The following is a 15,888-nucleotide window of genomic DNA, read 5'->3' as shown; positions in this document are numbered from 1 at the left end:
CGGCATACAGATAACGCTGATTTACGCAGAAAATGATCACCCATTGGGCTGAATTAAAGAATCCACCCTCAAAGAAGGTGGACTTACTAGAAGGCCCCTATAAGGGGCCAAAGTTGAGCCGTTGTTGCTCTTCAATACGTTCTTGATCTTCTTGATATTTCACGTATTTCTTGATCTTGTCTTCGTCAAGACCAATTGTGTCAACACAATAGCCTTTTGACCAAAAGTGATTGCCCCAATATGGTTTTGTTCGCAACTGAGGATAACTTTTGAAAATCTTAATGGCTGTTTTGCCTTTCAAAATTCCCATTAGTTGCGATATCGAGATCTTCGGTGGAACACTCAAAATCAGGTGTACATGATCCTTTTGAACATTCATCTCGATCATTTCACAAGATTTCCATTCCAACAACATCGGAATGTCATGATGAAGAAGCTCCTTTACAAGACCTTCAAGAACACGAAATCGATACTTGGGTGTCCATACTACATGGTAGGTACACCTGTAAATTACATGATTTAATTTCTTGAAATTACTCATGTAACGAAGTTAAATAATTTTCAGGCTTAGCCAATTAAACATCACCACCCCCGAAGGAGGTGGTTTTAACGATTATAATAAAATTTGCGGTAATCAGCGCAATCAGCGTGAAATAAAAATTACTTTCGAAATGAAGGTAGTAATCAATGCATTTCTGGTTTGAACTATAATTTAAGGGCATTTTCCGTGTAAAATTCACCCTGCATTTCTGGATCAACGTAATTTTATTCAATTTTTGCGGTGTAAATCATTGAATCAAAAACCGACAAAAAGTACATTTGCCTGAATTACAAGCTGCAAAATAATTTTATATGCAATACTGGAAAAAACTAACCCGAAACGAAATCAACCAACGCGTGGATGAAGCGCTGAACCAGAACGTCGATTACCACGAACGAACCATCCTCGGAATTCCGGCCTCTCACCTCGATGAGACCGTATTTAACAGAGACGCTGCTTTTCAGAACAATGCGCCTTTTCTAAAAACAATGGTAGACAACCCCAACCACATTGGATGCCATACAATGGGCGAATCGGAGCCTTTTTTTGCGGGCACCCAGAAGCTGGAAAAAGAACTGATCGGGATTGTGGCCGAAGATATTTTACTGTGTCCGGCCGGACAGTACGACGGATATGTAGCTTCGGGCGGCACCGAGGCCAACATTCAGTCCATATGGATCTACCGGAACCTTTTTAAAAGAAACCACGGGGCTGCCTACAATGAGATTTGTATTCTTTGTTCCGAAGATTCACACTACTCGATGCACAAAGCCGCCAATCTGCTGAACCTGGATCTTGTGGAGGTTCCGGTTACCGACGACACCCGGGAAGTCACCCGACAAGAGGCAACAGCAAGCATTTCGAAAGCCATTTCAAACGGGAAGAAATATTTTATTGTGGTAGCCAACATGATGACCACCATGTTTGGATCGGTTGACGATGTTACCATCTTTTCGGAAACACTGGAGGCTGCCGGTGTTGATTTCAAAATCCATATCGACGGCGCATTTGGAGGCTTTGTTTATCCCTTCAGTACCGACAACGATCGAATGACGTTTAAAAACCCGCACATTAGCTCGGTAACACTCGATGCCCACAAAATGGTACAGGCGCCGTTTGGCACAGGTATTTTTGTGGCCCGGAAAGGCCTTATCGATTATGTATTTACCAACGAGGCACAATATGTACACGGACTGGATGCAACGCTTATCGGAAGCCGCTCGGGCGCCAATGCCATTGCCGTTTGGATGATCCTGCAAACCTATGGTCCGCACGACTGGTTTGAGAAAATTCATATTCTTAATTACCGCACCAACTGGCTGTGCAGGCAGCTGAATGACATCGGGATTGACTTCTATCGTCACCCAAGTTCCAACATTGTAACCATCCGTGCGAAACACATCAAGCCCGAACTGGCCCATAAATACGGGCTTGTACCCGATCAGCACAACAACAATGCCCGCTGGTACAAAATCGTAATGATGGAACATGTGCACGTAGATCATTTAATGCCATTTGTGGAAGAACTCAAAAAAGAAAAAGAGAACGAATCTTTATAATTAAGACCTCTGTTGGCCAGGTAAAATATTTACAAAAGAACAGATTGCTTCTTCCGATAGATTCAGGATCGCAATAATTATGTTGTCAGACAGTTAGCCATACGGGGATGGGTTGATTAGCGGCAATGCCGCTAATCAACCCATCCCCGCATAAAACCCTCGAGTTGGCCGTCATTGCGATCCGTCCGTCAACTGACGGACGAAGAAGCAATCTGTAAGAATTACCCTGACACCAATTATATCATTTATCATAAAACAATAAGTGGCAGTGCATTTACGTTTTTCAAAGAAAAAAAATGGCCCAAAGATTTGTACTGATCGTTCTGCTTCTTTTTTCGATAGAGACTTTTGCGCAAAACCAATATTTGCCCGAAATAAATTTTATTGAGGCCGAAAAAGTTCAAATCCGCCTTTCCTACAACCAAAACAGAAACAGCACCTTTTTCAGTGCATACAACCAAGCTGAATACCCTGTATTCATTCATATAAATTTCAAAGAAGTCAGCAGACTTTCCTTTTTCGAGAAACAGCCTTACGTAAAAAAAATTCCTCCCGGTTTTACCGATCTATTCGTTTTGGAACAATCGCACGAGCGAAACCTCCCCCGGTTTCCGTTCGAGTTTAAAGTGTATCCTTCGAATCCCCTTGCTGATGTAAACCTCGATTTTCCCTATCTGCTTCCGTTTTGCGAAGGAGAATCAGCCGTTCCGCAGAAAGTCGATACCTCCGATCAGGCACTCTCTGTAATTCCCAATAAAGAGGATGGATTTTTTTATGCTTTTCGTGCGGTTCCGGGGCAAGGGATATGCGCCGCCAGAAAAGGTGTTGTGGTGGATATTTTTTCAAACTTAAAAGACGGAGCGAAAGATGGACCAGAGAAAGGATACTCTTATGTTACCTTGCTCCACGAAGACGGAACCCTCGCAACTTATTTTAATGCAACAAGCGATAAGAAGCCACTAAAACTTAATCAGACCATCTACCCGGGCGAGGTATTTTCCTGCCTCGATTCAATATCGGATGAATTAATTGTGGCTGTTTATTACAATCGTTTATTTTCCAGCGACTACATTTTTTTAAGTCCCAAATTTCATTTATCGAATGCCGACTCCCATTCGCTGAAAATAAACACGGAGTACACCGTTGCTCACCCCAAAGAAATTCGGGAGTTGGAGATGACCAAAAAGGAAAAGAAAAAGCTTAATGGGAAAGCATAGTGCAACCTGCTTTTCCGGCTTATTTTAATCGGTATGCAATACCAAATGACAAATTAATTACTGACACCCGTGGGTCCTCGTCTCGCTGAATATCCAAACGCGTGTTAAAAGTCTCCAGGTTCATCATTAAGCACCATTTTTGAATAAAATTATAGCGCAGCATTATTCCCGCTTCGTAACCAGAGCCTGTAGCTTCAGCTGTTTCGGAATAGTCAAAGCTTCTTCTGAGCAGAACAAAACCAAACATCCCCTTGAAGTCCAGGTCAAATTTATCGCTTAACGGAACAGAAAAGAGCGGGCCAGCCATTAAAGCTCCGGCACTCCACATTCCATCGACACTCATTTGGTCGATCGGATTTGCAATACCAAACCATCCTGCGGTAATTCCCACATTCCCCCAAAGCTTGTATCCAAAATTCAAGAGGCTAATGTTTACGCCGGTTCCAGCAAAACCATCCGAATACTGTTCGCTACCCGCAAAACTTCCGTAAGGAAATGAGGGACCGATCATCATTCCGATATACCCTTTCCGCTCACCATCCTGTCCCATTGTGCTCATACTCAGCAATGCAAAAAACACTACAAAAGCAATCTTTTTCATAATGAATTTATTTTAAAGATTCGACAAAGGATAATTTCAGAGAAAACGCTGAATCAGAAGGCAAATCAGCACATCGTATACGGTTAAAACATAGGATAGTTGTGAAACTAAACAAGATTATTTATCGACCAGGGCAAACCAATCGAGTGAAATGATTTTTAGCGTATGAATCAGATTTGTTGACGAATTTGGAAGTAAAACATTGAACTGTAATTGGAAATGGTTCCAATCAAAATTCCGTCAGGCCCAGGCTTTGTACCCGGAAATAACCCGAGCAGTTTTTATTCTCCCAACATGATACGAATGATCTCTTTATCAGTTTCTTTCATCCCGATGCGGCCAAGGCGGCCAATACTTTGAATCGTATTTTCAACACCTTTCTGAATAATTCCATCACCGCCGTAAAACTGTTGTCCGTTTTTATACATATGAAAGCCTAAGATGCCGGCTTCCACTGCAGTGGCAATTTTTCCGGCACACGATGGTTTGGCTCCGTCACATACTATTCCCGATACAATGGCCAAAGCATTAACAATGGTATGAGCCACTTCTTTAAAACCGCCACCATGCAACCAGGCAATTCCGGCCCCGGCGCCAACGCCCGCCGAGATGGCCCCGCAATACGCAGACAGGCGGCCAATGCCAGTTTTCTGATGAATGGTTACAAGATTCGAGACAATTAGCGCGCGGTACAAGGTTTCCCGATCAACCTTCAGTTCCTTCGCATATTCGATCACCGGAACCGAAGCGGCAAGCCCCTGGTTTCCGCTACCCGACACAATTACAACAGGAAGTTCGCAACCACTCATTCTGGCATCAGAACCGGCAGCAGCCATTGCTTTTGCTCTTACCTTTATATCATTGGTGTCCCAGGCGCGCAGCAATACTGCCCCCACATTGGCTCCCCAATTTCCGTGTAATCCTTTTTCGGCAATAGCCGAGTTACAATCGATTTGCCTCTGCAAAAGATCTTCTACCTCCGATAGCTCTACAGATACGGCAAAATCAAGAATGTCTTTTACGTTCATCAATGAACGATCGGTGTTATTTTCAGCGCTTACATCGTCACAAGGCTGAGTATGGTACACCACCTCCTCGTCTTTTGTAATCCGGACGATATTTGTATGATAATGCGAGATTTGAACAGAAGCAGAATTCTTACCGTGGTAAACAGAAACAATCAGGTCGAAAATCAATCCACTTTTCGATGCAACAACAGTTACCTCTTTGGTTGACAAATAATCAGCCATGGCTCTACGCGCATCATCGTCGACATCTGAAATAACTTCCAATACCTTATCAGCGTCGCCTGCAACAATACCAGCCACGGCAGCTGCCTTAATCCCTTTAAGGTTACCGGTATTCGGAACCACAACGCTCTTTACATTTTTGATGATGTTATCGCTTGCTTCAATCTGAACACGTTCGGGCAATTTGTCGAGCACCTTGCGTGCCATGGCTGCGGCGTATGCGATGGCAATCGGTTCGGTACAACCCATGGCCGGCACAAGCTCTTCGCGTAAGATACTTATGTATGAAAAATAACGTTTGTCATTTTTGTCCATCAATTCCGTGTTCTCATATTGAACCTGTGTTAAACAGGCACATTCGCATCGATCTGTCATCATAAGTATTTTATGAGGCGGCAAAAATAGAATACAAATGCATATCGTGAAATGATTTGCTGACAATCTTTTGCCAACGATGTTTTTGAAGACAAACTCAGGTTCTTATATTGAACATGCGTGTGAGGTAAGAAACGGGCAAAAAAAAATCGCAACCGATAAATATCAGTCGCGATTTTAACTTACGGGTGGGAAGAGCAGGATTCGAACCTACGAAGGCTGAGCCAACAGATTTACAGTCTGCCCCGTTTGACCGCTTCGGTATCTTCCCAAGTATTTTTATAAGAGCCGAATCTCAGATTCGAACTGAGGACCCCGAGATTACAAATCACGTGCTCTGGCCAACTGAGCTAATTCGGCTTATATTTTTTCAGTCTTTTTTTAGAACGTTGCTGTCTGAATCAGCGGCTGCAAAGGAAAGTATTTCTTTGAGAACTTCCAAACTTTTTTTTCTCTTTTTTCAGCTTTTTTTCAGAACGCTTTTTCTTTCGAAAAAAGTGGGTAAGCTACCTGTGTCGCACCGCTCAACCGCCTACCCTTGCTGCCTTCCGACCCTGGGGGGATTCAGCAGGAGCTGGTCGCACAGGACTTACCCGGCGCAAAAGTAGAAAATTTTCATTTCCCGCCAAACAAAATTTCGCTTTCACCCCTCACAAGTTTTGTCCTATTGGGCTATCAGGCTGAAAACCTGACATTAAAAACAGATATTTTTTTTGCAACAATTCAAAAATTTTCGAAAAAGCTCCTTTTCTTCGGACACCAAAGAAGTAAAAACATGTTTTGGAAGCTAACTTTATCCGGCAGGCTCATCCTTTTTCAGAAGATGAAAAGAAAAAACGGAAGAAAGTGAGCCCTGCAAATTACATAATGCAACGGACGAGTACCAGGGATAAACCCAAAATTAAGGCCGCCAATTCAGCCGATCATTAAAAATACGTTTATATTTGTTGAACCTAATTAAAAAACAAAAGACATGGAAGAACAAAAACCTGCATCTTTATTGAAATCGTCACTAACCTCGGGTATTTACATTGGCGTTGCCCTGATTCTGATCTCGGTTATTCTTTACGTAGCTGGTTTAATGTTTGAAACCTGGGCACAATATGTTTCGTGGCCTATTTTATTAGGTGGAGCTATTTGGGCACAACTCGCTTACAGAAAGAGCCTCGGTGGAGAAATGACCTACGGACAGGCATTCGGAGCCGGTGTTTTGGCTTTGATTTTTGCTTCAGTACTGTCGTCGATCTATGCCTATTTATTATATGCGGTAATCGATCCATCCTTACAGGAACAGCTGCGCATCCTTACCGAACAACGGATAATTGAAAAAGGGAACGTACCCGAAGAGCAACTGGACATGGTAGTGGAAATGGCCACTAAATTCCAGAAACCGGCCATACTGGCTACCTTTGGCATATTGGGCGGTGCTTTTATTGGATTGATCATTAGCTTAATAACAGCAATATTTACTAAAAAGAACCCATCGGACCTAGTTCCTGAATAAGAACAATAATTTTTAGCAATGGATATTTCCGTAGTTGTGCCTCTTTTTAATGAAGAGGAATCGCTTCCAGAATTAGCGGCCTGGATCAAACGAGTAATGGACGAGAACCAGTTCTCGTACGAAATTATGATGATCGATGACGGGAGTCGTGACGACTCGTGGAAAGTGATTCAGAAACTTCAACAAGAAAACCCGCTGGTCAAAGGGATTAAATTCAGGCGCAACTACGGAAAATCGGCTGCTTTGTATTGCGGATTTGAAGCCGTTCAGGGCGAGGTGGTCATTACCATGGATGCCGACCTGCAGGACAGCCCCGATGAGATTCCGGAGCTTTACCGGATGATCCAAAAAGACGGCTACGACCTGGTTTCGGGCTGGAAAAAGAAACGCCACGACCCTGTTCTTACCAAAAATCTTCCGAGTAAACTTTATAACTGGACCGTTCGCCGGATGACCGGTATCAAGCTTCATGACATGAACTGCGGACTAAAAGCGTACCGCAAAAACGTTATCAAAAGCATTGAGGTTTATGGCGAAATGCACCGCTACATTCCGGTGCTGGCCAAGTGGGCGGGCTACAAAAAAATAGGGGAAAAAGTAGTGGTTCACGCCGAACGAAAATACGGCGTTACCAAATTTGGGCTCGAACGCTTTGTACGCGGGCCACTCGACCTGCTTTCGGTTATGTTTATATCGCGCTTTGTAAAACGCCCCATGCACTTTTTTGGCGTACTCGGAGCCATTATTTTTATCATCGGCTTTCTATCAGCCGGATACCTCGGTGTACAAAAACTTATTTCGCTTAGCCGCGGAATTACCGGACATTTGGTTACTGACAGTCCTTATTTCTACATCGCCCTGACTTCCATGATCATCGGGGCACAGTTTTTTATGGGAGGATTTCTGGGAGAACTGGTATCCAGAAGTTCGAGCGAACGAAACAAATACCAGATTGAAGAGAGGACCTTTGAATAAGGGCAACGGTGTTTATGGAGCAAAAAGATATCCGATTCAGGAAAACGCGTGATCTGGGCGCGATTATTACCGATTCTTTTGAATTTCTAAAACAGGAAATAAAACCCATTTCCAGGATTTTGCTGGTGTATGTATTGCCATTTGTGGTGCTGTATGTAGTCGCGCAAATTTACATGCAACGAAATGTATTGAGTCGTTTCGACCTGAACGACCCGGAAAACCTGATGGCCAACATCGGTCCCTTTTATTCGAACCTCTTTCTTTTTATGCTGTTCGGACTGTTTATTAATTCGCTGCTGGTGGGTACTTATTATTCGTACCTCGAAGCCTATATAAAACTGGGGAAAGGTAATTTTACGCTTCACGACATCAGCTCCCGTTTTTTTAGCAACAGTTTGCTGGCACTTGGTGCCGGACTTTTATACACAGCAGCCATTATCCTGGGTATTTTTATGTGCGTATTGCCAGGTATTTACATCGCCAACACCCTCTCGCTAATCGCCTTTATCGCTATTTTTGAAAAAAAGGGAATCAGCGATGCCATCTCAAAGTCGTGGCGACTGGTAAACTCCCAATGGTGGAATACACTGGCCTTGAATATTGTTTCCATTCTGCTGGTTTATGCCATTGGTACTATTTTGTCGCTGCCCACTATCCTGCTGGGTTTTTCTACCGGCATATTCGCTCCGGCCGATGTTAACCTGGCCGATTTCCCCGACTGGTATTGGATGTGGACAGGTTTCGCCTCGGTTCTTACGACTCTTTTGAGCGTTATCCCGGTTACTTTTCTGGCCTTTCAGTATTTCAACCTGGAAGAGCGTGAAAACCCGGGTGCTGTGAATCCATAACAAGCGAAAGCTAACAGCCGAAAGTTTGCTTTAAATTTACCTTCTCACCAACAAAGCATTCCTTAGTCCTGAGTCAAGGTCTTTCTTCTTGATGGGGCGAATAGCAATGAACCCCAATCCTCCAATATCGATTTTCTTTTACAATTTTTTGTTCCACAGTTTAAAATATGATGAAAAAATTTTATGTTCACCAAAAATCACAGTGCGAAAACTGACTAGTACCGTAAAGACCGTCTGACAATTACAAATGAAACCCATCCAATAAAATCAAAGCATGAAACAGGAAAAGGGATATTTAGAAACTGCGGAGATGAATTTAAAACAGGCTCACAGAATCATAAACGAGCTTCAGATACAGGAAACCTGGCAGAAATACGGAATTACGGCCCATTTAATCGGCTCGGTTCCCACGGGATTACTGATGAAAAACCGGGACATTGATTTCCATGTATATTCTGATCAATTTTCAATCGCAGATAGTTTTAAAGCCATAGCAGAACTGGCAACCAACCCGCAGGTTAAACGAATCACTTACACCAACTTGCTGGATACAGAAGAAAAATGTCTGGAATGGCACATGTGGTATATGGACGACAAAAACGACGAGTGGCAGATCGATATGATTCATATTCTGAAGGATTCGTTTTATGCGGGCAGAATGGAAGAAGTTGCCCGCCGGATAAGCGAAGTGCTGACACCCGAAACCAGGGAAGCCATCTTGTCCATCAAAAACGACATCCCCGCTGACGAAAAAATAATGGGGATTGAGATTTACATGGCAGTAATCAGAGATGGCATCAGAAATTACCAGGCATTTACCGAATGGAAAAAAGCACAAGCCAACGATCAACCCATTATTGACTGGATTCCTTAAAAAACGGCTCAAAAAATACTAAACCTCGTTTTATTATAGTGAGTTCCGTTTAATAAACTCGAACGGGCTTTTTATTCTTCTGAAATCACTATTCAGGATCATACGTGCAACCGTGCGTCCGATTTCATCGTGGTTGGTGGTGATGGTTGTTATGCCGTCCTCCAGAATTTCTTTTACCGGATTGTCGTTGTAGGCCACCACGCCCACATCGGTACCGGTTTTCCATTTTCGCTCGCGGCAGATCTTAATAAATCGGTACAGATCGTCGTCAGAAACCAACACATAGGCCTCCCCCCTTTTTACATCCTCCCCTGCAAACTGATGGATCACCGAAAATGCCAGTTTGTTTACCTGGCAGAAAACCCGGAATCCGCGAATGATGTTTTTCGAATAGAACTCGTTTTGCGGAAAAACCAGGTTAAGCCGGCTGTATTTCCGAATAAGCGAAAGCGCCTCTCCCAGCGCTGCCTGAATGTCCTTTTCAAATTCCTGGTACACCACCGGATAAGCATTCAGCCCATCCAGGTTACGGTCAATCAGCAATACCTTCTTTTTGGGTATCTTCCGGATCATCTCCGCAGCTTTGGCATTCTCGTCGTTAAACTGTGGCAGTATCACAAAATAATCGTACGTGGTAAGATGATCGTTGATGATCTCCTCAAACTTCTCGATGCTGTAATTGTAAATAAACACGTCTACCCCTGCTTTGCTGCCAAGGGTTTCCACAAACGAATAATAGATGTTACGTTTGTAATTACTCAGCTTATTAAAGATCAGCGCCACTTTTAGTTTTTTCTGAACGCTTACCTGGTTTACATAATACCCTTTTCCACGAACCGATGCCAGTACGCCTTTCTTTTTGAGCGAAACATACGCCTTTTCAACCGTGTCGCGCGAAAGCAACAGCTCTTCACTGGTTTCGTTAATCGACGGCACCCGCTGCCCTTTCTTAAAAATTCCTGCCTCTATATCCGAGATGATCAGATCGACCACCTGCTTATATTTGGGTATTTCGGAATCATGATCAATGCGATAATCAACACTCATACCTCTTACTTTTCAATGATTTTAATGGTTGTGCGTCTGTTTTGCCGTTTTCCTTCTGCGGTGTCGTTGGTGGCAATCGGACGTGTATCACCGTAACCATCCGATTTCAGACGACCCAACTGAATTTTGTTCTCAACCAGGTAATCCACTACCGATTTGGCCCTTAACTTCGAAAGCTCCAGGTTCTTCTCCGGGTTACCCGAACTGTCGGTATGCCCCTGAATCTCTACCTTCAGCTTCGGATTTGTTTGCAGGAAAGTAACCAGCTTTTGCAACTCTGGTTCCGACTGAGGCAAAATGCGGAACGAATCGGTTTGGAAATAAATATTGTACAGCTCCATCTGGGCGCCAATTTCGATGGGTTCCAGGTCAATGTTCAGAACGATGGGATCGGCAAGCGAATTAACCTCCGCCAGTTGCATCGACTGTGAATAAAACAGGTAACCGTCTTCCGACACATTAAAGGCATAGTTGCGCCGCAAAGGCAAAGCCAGCATTGCCTGGCCGTCTTCATCCGCTTGCTGGATACGGCTTTTATCCTGTTTCGAGTTAACATTTACCAACTCAATGCTGGCAGCAATCGGTTGCTGTGTCTTCTTATTTCTTATGGTAGCTTTTACATACGTTACCGCCTGCGGTTGCAAACCACGGTCGAGGTTAAACGAGAAAATATCCAGTCCTTTCTCCGATTCCCGCGCCGACGAAAAATAAGCCACATCACCAATCGAACTGATGGTTAAGCCCATATCATCTTTGTTGGTATTGATCGGATAGCCCAGGTTTTTAACATCGTGAACCGCGCCGGTCTCATCCACAAAAGCAGAAAAAAGATCGAGGCCGCCCATTCCAATATGCGTATCCGAAGCAAAATAGAAGTTCTGGTTGTTCGCATGAATAAACGGTGAAACTTCATCGCCTTTGGTATTTACTTCTGCCAGGTTTTGTGGTTGGCTCCACTGAGGGGTTCCGTCCTCGCCAAATCCTTTGAATTCGATCCGCCAAATGTCTTTCTTCCCCTTTCCACCTGCACGGTTGCTCGAAAAATAGAGGTAGTGATTATCCGACGAAAACGAAGGTTGTGCTTCCCACGACGAAGTATTTAGCGGCTCGCCTGCGTTTTGGGGCTCTGTCCATTTTCCGTTCAGAAAACGCGAAAAATAAATATCGCAGCTCCCAAAACCATCCGGACGGTTGCAAGCGGTAAAAAACATGATGCGTGAATCGGCCGATAAAGTCTGGGCTCCCTCATTTTCTTCGGTATTCACACCACTCATTGGTTTGGCATCCCAATTCAGCGAATCCAGTTCAACCATAAAAAAATCTTCCTGCGGCCGGTTTACCGAATCGCGAACCAAACGGGTAAATACCAGGTGCTTTCCGTCTAAAGTAGGTGTGGGCCAGTATTCGTCAAACTCGCTGTTTACGCCTTCTCCCAACCGGTTGGGCTCAAATTCTACCGGGTTGGCAATGGCCTGCATCGCAAATTTGCAACTGGCTATTTTACATGCCAGCAAAAACTGCCGTTTCTCCGGAATGTTTTTGTTTTCCTTGTATTGGTCGTAAAAATTCAAAGCTTCGGAGTACATTCCCAGCTTGTAAAATGCCTCTCCCAAACGAAAATCGATCAAAGGATTGTCACTCGTTTTCCGGGCCTTCGAAAGATGACTGATCTCGAGCCGGGTCGAATCCATGTCCTTGTACATTTCGGCCAGCAAGAGATGCGTATTTACGTTTTGACTGTCGATACCCAGAATCTGCTGGCAAACGTCGATGGCTTTCGAATATTGGTCAGAAGAGTACAGGCTTCGCGCGGTTTCAAACAGTTTTTCGGTGCGTTTGGAGCTTTGCCCAAGCACTGAACTGACAGTCGAGACCACAAAAACCAGCATCAACAAGCCTCTGCAAACACTCTTTATCAAGTGATTATAAGTTTTATTCCGGAAATTCATTTTTACGAATGATAGTATTTCTTTGAATTATTTTTTTTCCTATTTTGCTCTAAAATACAAATTTAAAAAGAGATTCAAATTTAGTGAGCCGGACAGGCAATTAATGCAAAAATAAAGATACTACCGGCTCCATCGTACAACTCTAAAAGACTAAGGTTTTTAAAGCGATGAAAAAGAAAGATAACCGTAAGAGTTTCTCTGAATTTGATAAATTCGACCGAAAACAAAAGAGACATCCCGGTTCCAAGGAAAAAAGTTCAAAACATAAATTCTCTATTTACGATGAATTTGATGAAGAAGCTCTAGACTACTCTTCTTACGACAAAGAAGACGACGACGCTTAAATTAATATCCTACTTTTTATTTTGAGAGCTTCCTGCTTGTGTTGACATCAGGAATTTACCTCTTCGTGAAATGCCTCAATCCCGGGGTAGTTGTACCGTGCTTTGGCTATACGTTCCGGGAAAACAAAATACGAGAGCGTAGCTTTTGCACATTCTTCTCCTGCCTCGTTCAGGAGGGAGGCATCGATTTTTGCCGTTCTGCCCTCGTGCGACACAAGCTTTCCGCGAATGGTAATCTCACTGTTTCCCATGGTTACAGGCTTCAGGTATTGAACAAACATGTCGCTGGTTACCCCGGTAGTTTTTAGCTTCAACATAACTACCCAACCGCCGATCTCGTCCAGTAAGGTAGCCTGGATTCCTCCGTGCAATACGCCTACCCAGCCCTCGTATGCCTTTTCCGGATTCCATTTGCTTACAATTTCATCGCCATCTTCCCAAAACTCGAGTTGCAGGCCGGCACTGTTGTAGGGCGAACAGGCAAAGCAATTGTACACTCCATCGTTTTGCGGGTCTTTCCAGGGATTTCTGATTTTTTTCATAAAACTTCGTTGTTTATCTTTTGCTTTCTTTCGTCACTCTCGTATGGTATCCTGATTCTTTTTTTTGAGTAAGACACCTGCTTTTGGGGGCCACAAAAAAAGGCTGATTTTCATCAGCCTGTCTTTTATCTTACTTGTTAATTTCCTCCCAGTATCAGTGGCAGACCGTCTTTTCCGCTGCCAATCACCACTACCTTCGCGTTAGGCGATTCGGCCAAATCCTGCGTAGCTTCTATTCCACGCTGTTTCAGAATCTTATCAGTCAAACTCTCGTTAATAATCCGGTTGTAGTTGGCAATCCCTTCCGCTTCAATCCGGCGGCGTTCTGCTTCTGCTGTTTCCTTAGTCAATTTATATTCATACGCCAGCGACTCCTGTTCCTGCTGAAGTTTGGCTTCAATAGCTCCCTTGATCTGGGCCGGCAGATTGATCGAACGGATCAGCAAAGCCTTCATATCAATAAAATTCTCGCCCAGCGTTTCGCGGGTTTCCGAGATAATAGCCTGTTCAACCTCGGCTCTTTTGGTCGAGTAAATCTCTTCTGCAGTATAGCGTCCTGCTACCTGCCGAACCGACGAACGAACTTCAGGAATTACCAGTACATTCACGAAATTTACACCAAATTTTTCGTGCAAATGACCGATTTGAGTATAATGAGGATTAAAACGAACCGTTACATCGGTATTGATGGAAAGCCCGTTTTTGTCCAGAACATCCATGGTTTCTTCGCGTTGCTGCTCACGTACGTTGTACACTTTCATGTCGTTCCATGGAGCAATTACATGAAAACCTTCGGTATAAATATTGTCTTTATCGAGACCGCTTGTGTAAGGACGGAATATGACTCCCCGTTCACCAGGCTCAATGATCATAAACATCCGGCCTCCAAAAAGCAGGATCACAATCAAACCAATAACAGCAATAACTACATAAGACGATTTAAAATTAAATTTCATTCTTTACTATTTAAGGTTACTTCACAAATGTACAAGTTTTAGCTTCATACCTACCATTCATTATGCTTTATTTAAAGGAATCGGATACGCTTAAAATCCCGGTATTGTAGTATATTTGAAAGGATCCAAAACAATTCGACATGCAAAAAACACTCTTTCTGCTACTGTTCGTATTTACAGCACTTAGCTCTTACTCCCAGGATTTTTTCGATCGGAACGTTGATCAAGACAAGTGCTATGTGCTCCTTTGCGACCCGACCGTTTCCCGGATTCAGACCATTCTCTACCTTACTGAAAACAAAGTTTTTAAAGTGGAGGATGAAGTGGAATTTGTGGGTGTTTATTTTGAAGATCAGAAGTACGATTTTGCCAAAACGCAGCAATACATTGAAGATAAAAAGCTGGACAAGTTTCACCTGCAGGCCATCTCGGGGAATTTGAATGTAAACAACCTGTTTCAGGAAAACGGGATTAGCCGGCAACTAAAAAAAGCATTTGACAACTCGGCAGGCGTCATCTTTTTTGGAGGCCCCGATATTCCGCCAGCCGTTTACGGGGAGGAAAATACGCTCTCGGTGGTTACCGATCCCGAAAGACACTTTTTCGAAGCCAGTTTTCTGTTCCACCTGCTTGGCGGTTTCCAGGACGAAACCTTTACACCTTTCCTCGCCGCCCGACCCGATTACCTGGTCACCGGTTTCTGTCTGGGCATGCAAACCATGAATGTGGCAACAGGCGGGACACTGGTACAAGACATTCCGGAAGAAGTTTATGGAGCCGGCAATGCCGAACAAACTGTAAAAACCGATCGCGAAGACCTGCACCGGAATTACTGGCAGGAACTGGCGGAAGATACCCTTTTGATGGGCATTAACCTGCATCCCATCCAGTTTACCGGGAATAGTTTCTTTGGGAAAACGGTGAAAGTAAAAAAGAACAGAACACCCAAAATTCTGAGTGCCCATCACCAGGCAGCAGAGAAAATTGGGAAAAACCTCGAAGTAACAGCGCTTTCACACGACGGGAAAGTGGTGGAAGCCCTCGCCCACCGCGTTTACCCCAATGTTTTTGCCGTTCAGTTTCACCCCGAAGTTGCATCCTTGTACGAAAACATGGCCGCCCTGAAATTCGCTCCCGACGATGAACCAAAAACGTACCACGAGATTATCGGAAAAGAAGGTGTCCGCTTTCACAAAGCTTACTGGAAACACATCTCGAAGGCACTTCAATCGGTCAAGAACTAAAGCGTTTGGGATAAAAAATGCGAGAATAAGCTATGAGCTGCGAGCCATTGATAATTGAGCAT

Annotated in this window: 15 protein-coding genes, 2 tRNA genes and 1 other RNA gene; 8 read left to right on the top strand and 10 right to left on the bottom strand. The window is 43.8% G+C overall.

The genetic code is table 11. The features are described from left to right. Positions 1–97: 97 nt before the first annotated feature. Complete coding sequence (gene tnpA / locus D1614_RS01745; RefSeq protein ID WP_119436145.1) at positions 98–541, bottom strand: IS200/IS605 family transposase; 444 nt, start codon at positions 539–541, stop codon at positions 98–100. A 311-nt stretch (positions 542–852) separates the two neighbouring features. On the opposite strand from tnpA, the gene D1614_RS01740 reads away from it, so the two are divergent. Together D1614_RS01740 and D1614_RS01735 are read left to right on the top strand one after the other, a co-directional pair. After that, positions 853–2,100: a pyridoxal phosphate-dependent decarboxylase family protein gene (locus tag D1614_RS01740; protein ID WP_119436144.1), complete on the top strand. Its 1,248-nt coding sequence runs from the start codon at positions 853–855 to the stop codon at positions 2,098–2,100. Between the two features lie 296 nt (positions 2,101–2,396). After that, complete coding sequence (locus tag D1614_RS01735; protein WP_119436143.1) at positions 2,397–3,317, top strand: hypothetical protein; 921 nt, start codon at positions 2,397–2,399, stop codon at positions 3,315–3,317. 19 nt (positions 3,318–3,336) lie between these two features. Here the strand turns inward: D1614_RS01735 and D1614_RS01730 are convergent, their stop codons facing one another. The 5 genes from D1614_RS01730 to ffs form a co-directional block, all read right to left on the bottom strand. Next, on the bottom strand, positions 3,337–3,918 hold the full coding sequence (locus D1614_RS01730) for a hypothetical protein (RefSeq protein ID WP_119436142.1): 582 nt from the start codon (positions 3,916–3,918) through the stop codon (positions 3,337–3,339). 281 nt (positions 3,919–4,199) lie between these two features. Next, positions 4,200–5,546, bottom strand: a complete 1,347-nt coding sequence (locus D1614_RS01725; RefSeq protein ID WP_206609897.1) for an L-cysteine desulfidase family protein — start codon at positions 5,544–5,546, stop codon at positions 4,200–4,202. A gap of 186 nt (positions 5,547–5,732) precedes the next feature. After that, a tRNA-Tyr gene (locus D1614_RS01720) sits at positions 5,733–5,814 on the bottom strand. Between the two features lie 15 nt (positions 5,815–5,829). Continuing rightward, positions 5,830–5,903: transfer RNA gene (locus tag D1614_RS01715), tRNA-Thr, on the bottom strand. 136 nt (positions 5,904–6,039) lie between these two features. Further along, positions 6,040–6,138: signal recognition particle sRNA small type (gene ffs / locus D1614_RS01710), an RNA gene on the bottom strand. A gap of 378 nt (positions 6,139–6,516) precedes the next feature. On the opposite strand from ffs, the gene D1614_RS01705 reads away from it, so the two are divergent. From D1614_RS01705 to D1614_RS01690, 4 genes are all read left to right on the top strand, one after another. Continuing rightward, a complete protein-coding gene (locus tag D1614_RS01705; RefSeq protein WP_119436141.1) occupies positions 6,517–7,047 on the top strand; it encodes a DUF4199 domain-containing protein in 531 nt (176 codons plus the stop codon). A gap of 18 nt (positions 7,048–7,065) precedes the next feature. Continuing rightward, the gene (locus D1614_RS01700; RefSeq protein ID WP_119436140.1) at positions 7,066–8,022 is read left to right on the top strand and encodes a glycosyltransferase family 2 protein; all 957 of its coding nucleotides are present in this window, start codon (positions 7,066–7,068) and stop codon (positions 8,020–8,022) included. A 14-nt stretch (positions 8,023–8,036) separates the two neighbouring features. After that, entirely contained in the window at positions 8,037–8,870 is an 834-nt protein-coding gene (locus tag D1614_RS01695) for a YciC family protein (RefSeq protein ID WP_119436139.1), read from the top strand. Positions 8,871–9,144: 274 nt separating this feature from the next. Beyond that, the gene (locus D1614_RS01690) at positions 9,145–9,744 is read left to right on the top strand and encodes a phosphoglycerate mutase family protein (protein WP_119436138.1); all 600 of its coding nucleotides are present in this window, start codon (positions 9,145–9,147) and stop codon (positions 9,742–9,744) included. Between the two features lie 33 nt (positions 9,745–9,777). Here the strand turns inward: D1614_RS01690 and D1614_RS01685 are convergent, their stop codons facing one another. Together D1614_RS01685 and D1614_RS01680 are read right to left on the bottom strand one after the other, a co-directional pair. Then, a complete protein-coding gene (locus D1614_RS01685; RefSeq protein ID WP_119436137.1) occupies positions 9,778–10,791 on the bottom strand; it encodes a GntR family transcriptional regulator in 1,014 nt (337 codons plus the stop codon). 5 nt (positions 10,792–10,796) lie between these two features. After that, complete coding sequence (locus D1614_RS01680) at positions 10,797–12,710, bottom strand: OmpA family protein (RefSeq protein WP_162304376.1); 1,914 nt, start codon at positions 12,708–12,710, stop codon at positions 10,797–10,799. Positions 12,711–12,907: 197 nt separating this feature from the next. Here D1614_RS01680 and D1614_RS25615 point away from each other — a divergent pair, with 197 nt between their 5' ends. Continuing rightward, a complete protein-coding gene (locus tag D1614_RS25615; RefSeq protein ID WP_155523328.1) occupies positions 12,908–13,084 on the top strand; it encodes a hypothetical protein in 177 nt (58 codons plus the stop codon). Positions 13,085–13,131: 47 nt separating this feature from the next. On the opposite strand, the gene D1614_RS01675 is transcribed toward D1614_RS25615, so the two are convergent. Together D1614_RS01675 and D1614_RS01670 are read right to left on the bottom strand one after the other, a co-directional pair. After that, entirely contained in the window at positions 13,132–13,626 is a 495-nt protein-coding gene (locus tag D1614_RS01675; protein ID WP_119436135.1) for a PaaI family thioesterase, read from the bottom strand. 137 nt (positions 13,627–13,763) lie between these two features. Beyond that, positions 13,764–14,582 carry a prohibitin family protein gene (locus tag D1614_RS01670; RefSeq protein WP_119436134.1) on the bottom strand — a complete coding sequence of 273 codons (819 nt, stop codon included), beginning with the start codon at positions 14,580–14,582 and terminating at the stop codon, positions 13,764–13,766. Positions 14,583–14,722: 140 nt separating this feature from the next. On the opposite strand from D1614_RS01670, the gene D1614_RS01665 reads away from it, so the two are divergent. Further along, positions 14,723–15,826, top strand: a complete 1,104-nt coding sequence (locus tag D1614_RS01665; RefSeq protein WP_119436133.1) for a gamma-glutamyl-gamma-aminobutyrate hydrolase family protein — start codon at positions 14,723–14,725, stop codon at positions 15,824–15,826. Positions 15,827–15,888 lie beyond the last annotated feature (62 nt).

This window comes from Maribellus luteus, assembly GCF_003576475.1.
Taxonomy (GTDB): domain Bacteria; phylum Bacteroidota; class Bacteroidia; order Bacteroidales; family Prolixibacteraceae; genus Draconibacterium; species Draconibacterium luteum.
This window is presented reverse-complemented; position numbering and strand designations above follow the sequence as displayed.

Bases quoted from the DNA above. Each gene is read 5' to 3' on its own strand.
- tnpA (WP_119436145.1), bottom strand. From the start codon at position 541: ATGAGTAATTTCAAGAAATTAAATCATGTAATTTACAGGTGTACCTAC.
- D1614_RS01740 (WP_119436144.1), top strand. From the start codon at position 853: ATGCAATACTGGAAAAAACTAACCCGAAACGAAATCAACCAACGCGTG.
- D1614_RS01735 (WP_119436143.1), top strand. From the start codon at position 2,397: ATGGCCCAAAGATTTGTACTGATCGTTCTGCTTCTTTTTTCGATAGAG.
- D1614_RS01730 (WP_119436142.1), bottom strand. From the start codon at position 3,918: ATGAAAAAGATTGCTTTTGTAGTGTTTTTTGCATTGCTGAGTATGAGC.
- D1614_RS01725 (WP_206609897.1), bottom strand. From the start codon at position 5,546: ATGATGACAGATCGATGCGAATGTGCCTGTTTAACACAGGTTCAATAT.
- D1614_RS01705 (WP_119436141.1), top strand. From the start codon at position 6,517: ATGGAAGAACAAAAACCTGCATCTTTATTGAAATCGTCACTAACCTCG.
- D1614_RS01700 (WP_119436140.1), top strand. From the start codon at position 7,066: ATGGATATTTCCGTAGTTGTGCCTCTTTTTAATGAAGAGGAATCGCTT.
- D1614_RS01695 (WP_119436139.1), top strand. From the start codon at position 8,037: ATGGAGCAAAAAGATATCCGATTCAGGAAAACGCGTGATCTGGGCGCG.
- D1614_RS01690 (WP_119436138.1), top strand. From the start codon at position 9,145: ATGAAACAGGAAAAGGGATATTTAGAAACTGCGGAGATGAATTTAAAA.
- D1614_RS01685 (WP_119436137.1), bottom strand. From the start codon at position 10,791: ATGAGTGTTGATTATCGCATTGATCATGATTCCGAAATACCCAAATAT.
- D1614_RS25615 (WP_155523328.1), top strand. From the start codon at position 12,908: ATGAAAAAGAAAGATAACCGTAAGAGTTTCTCTGAATTTGATAAATTC.
- D1614_RS01675 (WP_119436135.1), bottom strand. From the start codon at position 13,626: ATGAAAAAAATCAGAAATCCCTGGAAAGACCCGCAAAACGATGGAGTG.
- D1614_RS01670 (WP_119436134.1), bottom strand. From the start codon at position 14,582: ATGAAATTTAATTTTAAATCGTCTTATGTAGTTATTGCTGTTATTGGT.
- D1614_RS01665 (WP_119436133.1), top strand. From the start codon at position 14,723: ATGCAAAAAACACTCTTTCTGCTACTGTTCGTATTTACAGCACTTAGC.